Annotated in this window: 7 protein-coding genes; 3 read left to right on the top strand and 4 right to left on the bottom strand. The window is 70.7% G+C overall.

Going from position 1 to position 12,652, the window contains the following annotated elements; translation table 11 throughout:
• Positions 1 to 4 precede the first annotated feature (4 nt).
• Genes ABTW87_RS10760 through ABTW87_RS10750 form a run of 3 tightly spaced genes read right to left on the bottom strand, consistent with a single transcriptional unit; the run spans position 5 to position 3,371 of the window.
• Positions 5 to 1,519 carry a hypothetical protein gene (locus ABTW87_RS10760; RefSeq protein WP_350650587.1) on the bottom strand — a complete coding sequence of 505 codons (1,515 nt, stop codon included), beginning with the start codon at positions 1,517 to 1,519 and terminating at the stop codon, positions 5 to 7.
• Positions 1,516 to 2,646 carry a hypothetical protein gene (locus ABTW87_RS10755; RefSeq protein ID WP_350650586.1) on the bottom strand — a complete coding sequence of 377 codons (1,131 nt, stop codon included), beginning with the start codon at positions 2,644 to 2,646 and terminating at the stop codon, positions 1,516 to 1,518. The genes ABTW87_RS10760 and ABTW87_RS10755 overlap by 4 nt, the downstream gene beginning before the upstream one ends.
• Positions 2,643 to 3,371, bottom strand: a complete 729-nt coding sequence (locus tag ABTW87_RS10750) for a hypothetical protein (protein ID WP_350650585.1) — start codon at positions 3,369 to 3,371, stop codon at positions 2,643 to 2,645. Before ABTW87_RS10750 ends, ABTW87_RS10755 begins: the two co-directional genes overlap by 4 nt.
• Before the next feature lie 148 nt (positions 3,372 to 3,519).
• Between ABTW87_RS10750 and ABTW87_RS10745 the strand changes: the two genes are divergently transcribed.
• Together ABTW87_RS10745 and ABTW87_RS10740 are read left to right on the top strand one after the other, a co-directional pair.
• Positions 3,520 to 6,006 carry an AAA family ATPase gene (locus ABTW87_RS10745; protein WP_350650584.1) on the top strand — a complete coding sequence of 829 codons (2,487 nt, stop codon included), beginning with the start codon at positions 3,520 to 3,522 and terminating at the stop codon, positions 6,004 to 6,006.
• On the top strand, positions 6,003 to 6,401 hold the full coding sequence (locus ABTW87_RS10740; RefSeq protein WP_350650583.1) for a hypothetical protein: 399 nt from the start codon (positions 6,003 to 6,005) through the stop codon (positions 6,399 to 6,401). Before ABTW87_RS10745 ends, ABTW87_RS10740 begins: the two co-directional genes overlap by 4 nt.
• 8 nt (positions 6,402 to 6,409) lie before the next feature.
• Here ABTW87_RS10740 and ABTW87_RS10735 read toward each other — a convergent pair whose 3' ends face one another.
• Positions 6,410 to 9,694, bottom strand: a complete 3,285-nt coding sequence (locus ABTW87_RS10735; RefSeq protein ID WP_350650582.1) for a helicase-related protein — start codon at positions 9,692 to 9,694, stop codon at positions 6,410 to 6,412.
• A 309-nt stretch (positions 9,695 to 10,003) separates the two neighbouring features.
• Here ABTW87_RS10735 and ABTW87_RS10730 point away from each other — a divergent pair, with 309 nt between their 5' ends.
• On the top strand, positions 10,004 to 12,628 hold the full coding sequence (locus ABTW87_RS10730) for a DEAD/DEAH box helicase (RefSeq protein ID WP_350650581.1): 2,625 nt from the start codon (positions 10,004 to 10,006) through the stop codon (positions 12,626 to 12,628).
• Positions 12,629 to 12,652: the final 24 nt, after the last annotated feature.

Raw genomic sequence — 12,652 nt, 5'->3', positions numbered from 1 at the left:
TGGGTCAGGACCACTCTTCGCGGGCGTCCTCGGCGGTCGGGGCGCCGTCGTCGAAGGGTGCCGGCGGGCCGCCGTGCGTCCACGGCGTCTCCTCCCGCGTCGGGAAGGCGCCCGCCGGGAAGAAGGAGTCGGTCAGCGTGGTGTAGCAGAGCCGCTCCCCCACCTCCGGCACGCTGCCCGGCGGCGGAGTCAGCGACGACCCCATCCCACCGGTCAGCTCCAGCAACACCTCGGTGGTCCCGTCGTCGTTGCGGGCGACCGAAACGACCTTGGCCTTCTGGTTGCTGGGCCGGTCGGGCGAGTACAGCGTCGTGCCGGGAGGGACCAGCACCGGGTCGGCCGCGGTCACCGTTATCCAGGGGCGCAGGACACGGCGCTTCCCGCTGCTATCCACCCGCGTCGGGTCGGCGGCCGTTACCTCGCCGACGAACGCCTCCCCGGTGAGCCGGTAGTCGGCCATCACCATCGGGTCGTCGTAGGCGCGCTGCACGTCGTACGAGGCTTGCGCCCGTTCCAGCCGGTGCAGCCGCTGCGCGGCGGCCACCGCCCCGTCCCGGCGGGGCTGCGGAAGGCCGCCCTCGTCGAGGTACGAGCAGAAGTTGGTGTAGGCGTCCCGGTCCTCGGCCCAGCGGCCGGCGACCCGCGATCCGGCCGGCAGGTCGTGCAGCAGCGCGATGGCCTGCCACATCAGCCGCCAGGTCGGCTCGAGCTGCCCACGGAGGATGTCCTCCAGCTCGGCGCGCCGCCGGTCGACCAGCGAGTCGGCGGCGACCGCCCGGTCGTACGCGGCCATCGCCGGCGCGGCGATCTCGTTGTCGAAGCTCGGGTCGGTGGTCGGGCCGGCCGGCGGCGAGGCGACCGGATCCTCCGCAAGAGCGGCCGCCTGCGCGCCGGTCATCCCGTCCGGCGGAGCGATCCACGCCATGAGCGCGGCGAGCTGGGCGTCCTCCATGGGGCTCTGGCCGGTGGCCCAGTGCAGGCTGAGCGCCTCGGTCATCGCCAGCAGGGCCGAGGATCCCGGGTACTCGGCCCGGTCGGCGAACCAGGTGAGCCAACGGCCGAGCATCGGCACCGTCGGGTGCACCGGGTAGTCGCCGTCGGTGCGCCGGAACCGGGTGGAGCGGCCGAAGAGCCGAATGAAGGCGACCCCGCCGGGGTTCGGTACGAGCAGCTGCGGCGCGTTCGTGTACCGGACGCGGATCTCCTTGCCCCGGTTCGCCGACACCGCCTCCACGTCACCGCGGAAGCTTTCGACGTAGGGCAGGACCACGGCGGCCAGCTCGGCGGCGAAGGCGAAGCGCTGATCCCGGTTCCGCGGCTGCGGCACGATCAGCAGCGTCGGGTTGTCCGGGTCGTCGCCGACCATCGCGGCGAGCGGGGCGTTGGCCTCGCCGGCCATGGTGAGCGGGATGAAGACCAGCGGTCGGTCGGCGACGTGCAGGTGCCGGACCAGGGTGATCCGCTGCGCGCGTTCCGCGACGACGGCTTCGGCGCGGGCGAGGCTGGCGAGCGTACTCATCCGGCCACCCCGCTGAGCAGCTCGGCCCGCAGCCGGGCGGCGGCGCGCAACAGCTCCGCGGCCTCCTGCTGGTCCTCGGCGGGCGCCCGCTCGTCGCGGGCGATGGCCAGCGCGGTCCCGACCCGTTCGATGCCGCCGAGTTCCTCGCGCACGGACTTGCCGAGGGCGGCGGTGCAGCCGCGGGCTTCGTGCCGGCAGAAGTACGCCAGCTCGCAGGCGGCCAGGCACTCCGGCGAGTACCGCGCCTCGACCTCCTGCAGGGCGTCGATCAGCGACTGCGGGGAGCGGGTGGGTACGCCCGTGTCGTCGGCCGCCAGGTCGAAGCTCAGCGTGGCCGGCAGTTCCGCCAGCAGCGCGTCGATCCGGGTCATCCGGGACAGCTGCCGACGCAGCACGGCGAGCTGCTTGCGGACGTCGACCAGGACCGCCATCGGCTGGTTGGAGAAGTCGCGGGGGCAGACCAGCACAACGTCGTGCGAGACGATCTCCGGGTCGTGACCGGCCTCTTCGAGCAGCTTGCGCATCGCCAGCACATACACGGCGGACTGGATCGCGGCGGCGGCCACCTTGCCGGGGTCGGCCTGGCCGTCGATGACGGCGAAGCTTTTGATCTCGACGACGTGGAACCGGCCGGCGTGCTGGAACGCGATCAGATCCGGCTCGAGATACGCCTGCTGGCCGGCGACGTCGAGCCGCAGCAGCGGGTGGTCGAAGAGCGTGCCGGCCCGCTCGCGTTCGGCGGCGGCACGGGTGAGCAGGGTCCGGGCGCGTGCGTACCGGACGTCGTTGCCTTCCCGGCCGGCCACCGACTCCAGGTCGTCGTAGGCGACCTCCTGGATCTCCAGGTCGAGCAGCTCGCGCAGCAGCCGCAGCAGCTCGGCGCAGCCGTTGGCCTTGACCTGCGCCTCGAACACGTTGCCCCGGGTGATGGCGAACCGGGACTGGCCGAACCGGGCCGGGTAGTCGATGTACGCGGCGAGGCGCTGCTTGTCGACGCCGGCGCAGTCCAGCACCGCCCGGCGGGCGCAGCCCGGGTTGCTGGTGAGGGCCGCGATGGTGCGGGCGTTGTGGCGGGCCGGGGCGACGCCGCCGCGGATGGTGGCCAGGCGCTGGGCGAGGTCGGTCATGCCAGCCCCCGGATGACGCGCAGGCGGCTGCCGTAGAGCTGCTCCGCCTCGTCCAGCCGGCGGGCGCGGTCGGCCGCCGCGGCGCGGTCGGCTCGGTCGGCGTCGGCGTGCACGGCCAGCTCGGCTTGGGCGGCTTTGATGACAATCGCCGGGTCGACCGCCTCGTAGCCGTCGACGGCTCCGGGGATGCTGGTGGCGAACCGGCGGAGCAGGCGGGCCACCGTGAGGGTCTGCTCCGGCATGCGCCCAGCCTGTTCCGCGACCTTGATGGTGGCTGTCAGAAAGTCGACACGAGGGCTGAGCGGCCCGATGATGCGGCGCTCCAGCGGCCAGGTGGAGACGGCGAGCAGGCCGCGGGCCGGCGCGAGGTGCTCGGCGGTCAGGGCGGAGCAGAGATAGTACGGCCGGGAGTGCGGCGCGGTGCGGAACGAGCGCTCCTCGTCGCGGCGCAGGTGGGTCAGCTTGCCGGCGACGAGGCCGGGACCGGCGGCGCCGAAGAAGGCGTTGTGCACCTCGGCGATGAGCTTCGGGGCGGCCGGGGCGGCGAGCAGGGTGAGGGCGTGGTGGACCTGGTCGCGCATCGACACCAGGGGCGCCTCGGCACGTGTGGGCTGGTCGTCGGCCTCCGCGCCGTCGGCGAGCTCGGTGATGGCCTGCTCCCACTCGCGTTCGGCGGCGCGCAGTTCGGCGCGCAGCGCCTTGACGCGGGCCGCGTCGCGCGCCACCACCGCTCGTCGGACCGCCGACCGTAGGTCGTCTATCCGACCTTCGAGGTCTTCTATGGACTCCGCCACGACGAGCATGCTACAAGTTCCAGTGTTTTCCAGCAATCCCCCATAACCAGGATTGTTGATAAGCGGAACACTACTTACGGTGACGCCTGGAAGGGAGACCCGGATGGGCTGGGACCAGTCGCTACTCGACCAGGTTTTCGACCGGTTGGCCGACGACAACGTGCCCGATGAGGTGATCGACCTCGTGCTCGCGGCCTACGTGGGCGACGCGGCGCTCAGCGGCGTCCTCGCCGGCGAGCCCGTCGACCTGCCGGAACGGGACCCGACCCAGCGGCCCCGCCCGCAGCCGCTCTACCTGGAGTCCATCACCGTCGCCGGCTTCCGCGGCGTCGGTCCACAGCAGAGCCTCCGGTTGCAGCCACACGCCGGCCTCACCCTCGTCGTCGGCCGCAACGGCTCCGGCAAGTCCAGCTTCGCCGAAGCCGTGGAGCTTGCCCTCACCGGCGACAGCGCCCGCTGGGCCGACCGCAACAGCGTCTTCAAGGACGGCTGGCGCAACCTCCACCACGGGTCGCCCTGCGAGATCGAGGTCCAGCTCCGCGCCGAGGGAGCCAGCAAACCCATTCGGGTACGCCGAAGCTGGCGCGACGAGCACACCGACGCCGCCCAGGGCACCGGCAGTGTCCTGGCCGACGACGGGCAGCGCTACACCGACACGGCGGAGTTGGGGTGGCGCAAGCCGCTCGACGCGTACCGGCCGTTCCTCACCGCGAGCGACCTCGGCCGGCTCATCACCTCCAAGCCCAGCGGTCTCTTCGACGCGCTGGCGCCGATCCTCGGCATGGACCCCCTCGTCGAGGCCGACGGGCGGCTGATGCGTGTCCGCCGGACGCTGAACGACCAGATCAGCGCGGTCAAGGCGGCCCGCGCCGCCCTGTGTGACGCGCTGAGTGTCGTCGACGACCAGCGGACCCAGGCCGCGGCCACGCTCCTGGCGAAACGGACTGTCGACCTCGACGCTCTCGACCAGTTACTCGCCGACGCCGGCAGCGACACCACCGACCCGGTGGCGGTCGCGGCCCGGCGCCTGGTCGCCGTCGCCCTGCCCGACACGGGGTACGCCACCGAGATGGCGGACGAACTCACCGCCGCCACGGCGCAGGTCGCCGGCCTCGCCACCACCCGTGCCGGCGTCGCCGAGCAGGCCGCACAGTTGCTGCGGATGGCGGTCGCCTTCCACAACGACCACGGCGACGGCAACTGCCCGGTGTGCGGCGCCGGGACGCTCGACGCCGCCTGGCGGGCTCGCGCCGACGAGACCCTGGCCCAGTTGCGGCGCGACACGGTCGCGGTCGAGGAGGCGCACCGGCGGCTGCGGGAGGCGCGGGCCCGGGCCGTACGGCTGCTCGACCTGGACCGGCGGATCAGCATCCACGACCTGGACGCGATGGCCGGTGCACTCGACCAGCCGGAGGCGGTGAAGCGCTACCGGGCCAGGGTCGACGACCTCTGTGCCGACGCGGCCTCGCTTCCTCCCGATCAGCTTTCGGCGCGCCTGCGGACCGCGTACCCGCCGCTCGTCGAGGCGTTCACCGAGCTCCAGGAACTGACGGGTGCGTGGCTGCGGCAGCGCCACGACGCCTGGCGCGAGCACGCCGTCGCGCTACAGCGCTGGCTCAGTCAGGCGCGGGCCGGCGCCGAGGACGAGGCGAAGCTCAAGCTGGTCAACGCCGCCCGGGACTGGTTGAAGACCGCGCTGGCCGCGCTGCGCGACCAGCGGTTCGAGCCGTTCGCTCAGCGCTCGCAGCAGATCTGGGAGGAGCTGCGACAGGAGAGCAACGTCGAGCTGAGCGGGATGCGGCTCGATGGCACCAACACCCGCCGGAAGATCTCCTTCCCGGCGAAGGTCGACGGCACCGGCACCTCGGCGATGGCCGTCATGAGCCAGGGCGAGCTGCAGGCGCTCGGCCTGTCGGTGTTCATCCCCCGCGCCTGCGCTGACGACAGCCCGTTCCGGTTCGTCATCATCGACGACCCGGTGCAGAGCATGGACCCGTCGAAGGTCGACGGCCTGGCGCAGGTGCTCGCCGGGCTCGCGGAGATCCGGCAGGTCGTGGTTTTCACGCACGACAACCGGCTGCCCGAGGCGGTACGCAGGCTGCGCATCGAGTCCACCATCTGGGCGGTCACCCGCCGGGACGGGTCGGAGGTCGAGATCCGGAAGAACAGCGACCCGGTCGACCGGTACCTCGCCGACGCCACCGCGATCCTCAGGGCCGAGGAGCTGGCCGACAACGCGCGATATCCGCTGGTGTCCGGTTTCTGCCGATCGGCGCTCGAAGCGGCCTGCCATGAACGAATCCGGCGGGAGCGCATCGCGCGAGGTGAGCGGCACGGCGACGTCGAAGAGCTCATCGAGAAGGCGCTGACGCTCAACCAGGTGACCGCGCTGGCGCTGTTCGGGGACCTGCACCAGGGCGGCAAGGTGTTCAACCGCCTCAACCAGTACGGCCGCTGGGCCGGCGATGCGTTCCGGGCCTGCAAGGAAGGCGTTCACGGGCCGGGCAGTTTCGACCTCGAGGTCCTCGTCCGGGACTGCCGCCGACTCGCCGAGGAGCTGCGATGACGACCGTCGCCTCCCCGCAGGACTGCCTCGCCGCCGCCGACAAGCTGCTCACCAGCGTCGTACGCGGCACCCGCGGTGCGTGGCCGCGGGCCTGCGCCTGGCTGCTCCGGCTCGCCCTCGAGGCCGCGATGGACGACTACTGGCGGCGGTTCCGCCCGGAAGTCGCCTCGATGCGCGCCCGGTCGCCGCAGTTCCTGATCCTCGACCGCTACGCCGGCCGGCAGGTCGCCGCCCGGGCGGGCTACGCCTGGGCGGCGCTGTCCCGGGCAGGGCATCACCACTGCTACGAACTCGGGCTCACCGCCGGTGAGCTACGACGCCTGCGGGACACAGTGGCGACGGTGATCAGCGACCTCGCTCGTGCCGAGGCAGCCGACAGCCGCCAGTCGAGCTAGCTCCTCAGTCAGAAGGGCGCCATGCCGGCGTTCCACGTCTTCGACCACGCGGCCCGAAGGCCGGTCGCGTCCAGATCACCGACGTCGACGCCGGGGAACGGGTCGGCGACGTACCGCACCTGGTCGTACTCGGGGCCGGCCCTGCTGACGGTGACCAGAGCGAGCCGGTAGTGGGGGGCGGCGTTCTTGCCGGTGACGATCTCGTTGTGGGTGACGTGGAAGTCCTCGGCTCCCGCGAGCCGTGCCTTGACCTTGATGCGGATGGAGGGGCCGCCGTCGGCGGGGCTGGACAGTACGTCGTAGCCGGGGTTGTGGAAGGTCTGCTCCTGCGGCTCCCGGCCGAGAGAACGCTCGGCGGCGAGGACAAGATCGATACCGCGCTGCTCGACGGCCTTGGCCTCCGTGGCGTGGATGGGGGCGTCCGCCGGGATCTCGCGCCTGACCATGGATAGCGGTAGCACGAGCGCGGCGGTCATGATGCGGGGCGGCTTCGTGGCCAGCTGAGCCTGCCGGTCCAGCAGCGCGAGACGGCTGTCCCGGCGGACCTGGAGGTCCTGTGCCTTGCGCAGGAGGCTGTCGGAGCTCTCCTTCGGCTTGATGCCGGCCTGCTCCTTTTCCTGGGCTGCGATGGCCTCGCCGATGAGCCGGTTCGACTCATGCGCCAGCCGCTGGTCGACGCGCGTCCGGGTCCGTTCGATCTCCGCGAGCCGGCGAGGTGAGACCTCGGCGAGATAATCCCTGAGCTGGTGACCGATGATCCAGGTCCGTGCCTTGGCCTCGGCGTCACCGAGCCACGCAAGCTTCTTGGCTGCGGCCACGGCGGGGGTCTGCGGGGCGGGCACGCAGTCGAGGTATGGCGCCGGGCCGGCGGGCGTGACCCGTCCGGTGGCGTCGACGTAGGCGTAGCCGAACCGTCGTGCGATCGACTCTCCGGTCCCGTCGACGACCTCCTCCACCACACCGACCAGCAGCGTCGGCTCCTCGATCTGCGGTGAGATCAGGACAGTGCCGCGCTCGAGCGCGGGCCGGAGCTGACTGATGGTGAGCTCGGCGACGGCGTCGTGGAGCGGATGGCCGGGGGCGAGCAGATCGGCGCGCGGCTTGTCGTCGGCGTCGATGCGATCGAGGTCGAACGTGACTCGTTCGTAGCGGGTGGCCACGGGTCCGTGCTTGGTGACGGCACGGATGGCCGCGGGCACGTGGCTAATCTCGTAGCGGCCGCGCTCACGCCTGGTGAGCCGCCCGCCGAGGCGCTGAAAGGCGAGGCGGAAGGCCCACTCCACATAGTGCGGCTGCAGCCGCCGAGCGCGGGCCTCGTCCATGAGCTGCTGTATCTGGGTCAGGTCGACGTCCGACATGGCGTCGTGGGTGAGGGCCCGCTCCTCAAGGAGTTCCTTGAGACCGTGGGCGACCGAGGCGTCGATGACCTGCTCCATCTTCGCGCGGGTCTCAGGCAGGTCGCCGTACCGGATGGCCTCGACCAGCAGCTCTCGTAGCGGCGTCTCGTCGAAGGCCGACCCGAGGACGTCGAAGACCTTGCCGCCGTAGGCCTTGCGCTGCTCCTCGACCTTCTGCAGCAGCCGCGTGAACACCTCGCCCTCCCGGGTGTTGGCCGCCACCAGGTTCCAGAGGCGGCACACCTCCGTCTGGCCGATGCGGTGGACGCGGCCGAAGCGCTGTTCGATGCGGTTCGGGTTCCACGGGAGGTCGTAGTTGACCATCAGGTGGGCGGCCTGGAGGTTGAGACCCTCGCCGGCGGCGTCGGTGGCCAGGAGCACTTGGCAGGTCGGGCTCTTGGTGAACTCCTCGGTGATGGCCCGCCGGTCGGCGCGCCGGACACCACCGTGGATGGCCTGCACGGTGTCCGGCCTGCCGAAGAGCGAGCGGATCTTGCGGGCGAGGTAGTCCAGGGTGTCACGGTGCTCGGTGAAGATGATCAGCTTGCGGGGCTTCTTCGCACCGGGGTGGATGAGGCGGTTGTCCTTGAGGATCTTGCGCAGCTCGACCCACTTGCGGTCGGTGTCGAGGTTACGTACCCAGCGGGCGACGTGGATCAGCTCGTCGAGGTCGGCCAGCTCGACGTTGAGCTCCTCGATGGTGCGGGCCGCCGTGGCCGAGTCCAGCAGCTCCTCCTCGAGCTGCTCGACCTCTTCGGCGCTGTGCTCGTCGTCGTCCAGGTCGCGCGGGTCGACCGGGACGGGCTCGTCACTCACGCCACGGCCGTGGATCAGGTCGTCACGGCGGCGCTTGAGTCGCTCGGCACGTCGCATCAGGGACCGGTAGATCGCCTCCGGGCTGGAGGCCAAGCGCCTCTGAAGCACCGTGAGCGCAAAGCCAACGGTGTTCCGGCGCTTGTCGTCCAGTCGGGCGGCCCGGTTCATCTCCTCGCGCACGTACTCGGTGACCCGTTCGTAAAGGTCCTGCTCGTCAGCGGTCAGCTCGTAGGGCACGGTCTGGGCGATGCGCTCGGGGAACAGCGGTTTGCCCTCGAAGGTGAGCAGGTCCTCCTTGACCATGCGCCGCATCAGCCCACTGGTGTCGGGGTTGTGCACGCCGGCCTTGAACTTGCCCTCGAAGCCGTCACGCTCCAGCAGCGTGAGGAAGAGCTGGAAGTCCTCCTCCTTGCCGGCGTGCGGGGTGGCCGTCATCAGCAGCAGGTGACGGGTGCGGTCGCGTAGACGCTCGCCGAGCTGGAAGCGCCGGGTCTTGTTCAACTTGCCGCCGAAGTAGTGCGCACCCATCCGGTGGGCCTCGTCTACGACGACCAGGTCGAACTCGGCGTCGTCGAGCTGCGCCGCCAGGTCCTCGTTGCGCGCGAGCTGGTCCATGCGCGCGATGAGCAACGGGTACTGCTCGAACACGCTCGACCCGAGCGCCGCGTCGACCATGGCCGTGGTGAGGATGTCGAACCGCAGGCCGAACTTGAAGAACAGCTCGTCCTGCCACTGGTCGACCAGCCCACCAGGCGCAACGATCAGGCAGTGCTTCACGTCGTCGCGGAGCAGGAGCTCCTTGACGTAGAGGCCAGCCATGATCGTCTTTCCGGCGCCGGGGTCATCGGCCAGCAGGAACCGCAGCGGTGTGCGGTCGAGCATCTCGCCGTACACGGCCCGGATCTGGTGGGGCAACGGCTGCACGTCGCTGGTGGCTACCGCCAGCATCGGGTCGAACAGCCCGGCCAGGGAGATCCGCTGCGCCTCGGCGACCAGCCGGAACCCGTCGGCATCGGCGTCGAACGGCCGGCTGCCCGCATCGGAGGCACTGAGCTTGGCCTCGTCGGCCCGGAAGAGCACCTGCTGCCGCAGGCCCCGCTGAGCGTCTTGAAGGTCAGTTCGAGAGCGTCCGGTCCGTGCCACTGCGCGGCGATCACCGAGACCGTCTCGCCGGGCAGCACCCCGACCACCCGGACACCGGATGCCAGATCCTCAAGTCTCACCGACTACCCCAGATCAACAGCCTGCAGAGCTTACTGACCAGCACCGACGGCCTGGGTCCCTGGAGGTCCCGTCCTGTCGGATGGGTGCCATACCATACGCTCCGCTGACCCACCGACTTCTGGGCGAGGCATGGACAAGACAGAGCGAGAGCAGATTCGCCGCCTCGTGGCGGACCTCAAACAGTGGGGTCTCGAAGCCGCGGACGTGCAGACCTGGCACCAGGCTGTCCGGGACGCCGCCAGCAGCGGCGAGCGGGAGCTGCGCTCACGCAGTGTCGGAATCGACCGGGCTGGTCAGCCGACCTGGCGCGTGGTGCCACTCTGGGCCAGCGACACCGACGTCGTGAGGCGCCTGCGGGAGCGCGCGAACCTCCCGGAGACGACGGCCGACGATCGGGCCTTGCTGCGGCTGCTCACGAAGGATGTGCCGGCCGCCATCGCCGACGTCAGCCCGCTGCTCAACGTACGTCGCTTCTTCCTCGGGTCCGCGCGGAAGCAGTCGGCGGAGGCCGCCGGTGAGTACCTGCGTCGTCACCACGCGGCAATCACCGGGGCCGGCGGCCCCAGCCGTCTCGAGCAGCTCGCCGTCTTCACCGCGCCGGTCGACCCGGCACGACTCGGGATCGACGCGCTGCTCGACCCCGCCCTTCGCCTCGATCTCGTCTCCGGGTTGACGGGCTCCGAGCCGGAAATCCTGGACCGGTCGGTCTTCGAGGGCCTGCCGGAGGCGCTGGCCGCCATCGACAAGGTCGTCGCCGGCGAGGCGTCGTACCGCTCGGCTGTGCGCGATGCGGGTGAGAAGGTCAGACGCGCCGAGGTCCAACGGATCCTGCAGGAGATGCCGGTGGATGCGTTGAAGACCGCTACCCGCGATCGGCTCCGGTTGGGGCCGCTCGTCGAGGCGGGCGTCAGCACCGTGCAGGACGTGCTGGAGGTCGGCTCGTCCCTTCAGGCGCTCCCAGGTGTCGGGGAGACGTCAGCACGGCGCATGGTCGGGGCAGCGCAAGCGATCTGGCAGACCACGTACGACGAGATGCCGGTCCGCATCGACATCAGCAACCGCCACCCGGAGACCACCCATCTCCTGCGTTGCCTCGCCGAATGGGACGCGTACCGGCAGACGCGAGGTGCGGCTGCCGACCTCGAACGCGCAGCCGAGCTCGCACCGCTGGGCAAGGCCATCAACCGCAAGACGAGTCACCTCCTCGTGATCCCGACTCGGGCGCTCCCCGCCGCAGCAGTTCGCGAGAGCATCCAGATCGTCAAACGACGGGCCGAGTTGCTCGGCATGTCCTCCGCGTCCGGCTCGAGGAGCGTCAGCGCCGACCCTTGGGACGACTTCCTGGCCCGACCCGCCGACTACTTCGCGATGCTCTCCGAGCTCGGGTTCGTCACCGAAGACGACGACGCGTCGCACGGGGATCTCCCGGAGGAGATCATCCAGGCGGTGCGCGACCAGACCCTCAGCGGCGAACACCTCACGGCGTCGCTGCGCGGCTATCAGAGTTTCGCGGCCCGCTTCGCCCTCGTGCAGCGCAAGGTCATCATCGGGGACGAGATGGGCCTCGGCAAGACGGTCGAAGCCCTCGCCGTCCTCGCCCACCTGCGCAGCCGCGGCGAGACCCATTTCCTGGTGGTGTGCCCGGCGGCGGTGGTGACCAACTGGGTCCGCGAGGTGACCAGCAAGTCGAAGCTGCGCCCGCACCGGGTCCACGGCCCGGGGCGCGACCACGCCGCCCGGACCTGGGTACGTGACGGCGGGGTCGCCATCACCACCTACGAGACCCTCGCCTGGTGGGAGCCGGCCCTGCAGAAGGTCCCCGAGCTGGCGTGCGTCGTCGTCGACGAGGCCCACTACATCAAGAACCCGTACGCGCAGCGATCCATGAGGACGGAGGAACTCATCGGGCGCGCCGACCGGGCGATCCTGCTCACCGGCACGCCGCTGGAGAACAAGGTCGACGAGTTCCGAAATCTGGCGTCCTACGTGCGCCCGAACCTCACCGTCGACGCCACGGACCTCTCGCCGAGGATGTTCCGGCGGCAGGTCGCGCCCGCCTATCTCCGGCGGAACCAGGAAGACGTCCTAACCGAGCTCCCGGAGCTCATCGAGGTCGAGGAATGGCTTCCGATGTCCGCGGCGGACACCTCCCGCTACCGGGCGGCCGTCGAGCGCGGCAACTTCATGGAGATGCGCCAGGCGGCCATGCTCCAGGGGCCGCAGTCCGCGAAACTGCATCGGCTCATCGAAATCGTCCGTGAAGCGGAGGAGAACGAGCGGCGGGTCATCGTCTTCTCCTACTTCAGGGAGGTGCTGGACCTGGTGGCCCGGTCCCTTCCGGGGCCGATGTTCGGGCCGCTGACCGGGTCGGTGCCCGCGAGCCACCGTCAGCAAATCGTGGACCGGTTCGCATCGGCTAAGCACGGCGCCGTTCTCGTCGCGCAGATCGTGGCCGGCGGCGTCGGGCTGAACATCCAGTCCGCGTCCGTCGTCGTCATCTGCGAGCCGCAGCTCAAGCCCACCACGGAGGCCCAGGCCATCGGCCGCGCACACCGGATGGGGCAGGTGCAGTCGGTTCAGGTCCACCGGTTGCTGTCCGAAGACAGCGTCGATCAGCGGATCGTCGAACTGCTCGCCGGAAAGAAGCAGCTCTTCGACGACTTTGCCCGCGTCAGCGACCTGGCCGGTGCCACTCCTGAGGCGGTGGACCTGTCCGAGGCCGAACTCGTCCGAGAGGTCGTGGCCGCCGAACGCCAACGCCTCTTCGAGCGCGCCTCTACTGAGACCTGATCTTCGCCGTCAACTGCTCTGCCC

The organism is Micromonospora sp. NPDC126480 (genome assembly GCF_040302465.1).
GTDB lineage: Bacteria > Actinomycetota > Actinomycetes > Mycobacteriales > Micromonosporaceae > Micromonospora.
Note: the sequence above shows the minus strand (reverse complement) of the source record. Positions and strands in the feature narration are given on the sequence as shown.

Bases quoted from the DNA above. Each gene is read 5' to 3' on its own strand.
- ABTW87_RS10760 (WP_350650587.1), bottom strand. From the start codon at position 1,519: ATGAGTACGCTCGCCAGCCTCGCCCGCGCCGAAGCCGTCGTCGCGGAA.
- ABTW87_RS10755 (WP_350650586.1), bottom strand. From the start codon at position 2,646: ATGACCGACCTCGCCCAGCGCCTGGCCACCATCCGCGGCGGCGTCGCC.
- ABTW87_RS10740 (WP_350650583.1), top strand. From the start codon at position 6,003: ATGACGACCGTCGCCTCCCCGCAGGACTGCCTCGCCGCCGCCGACAAG.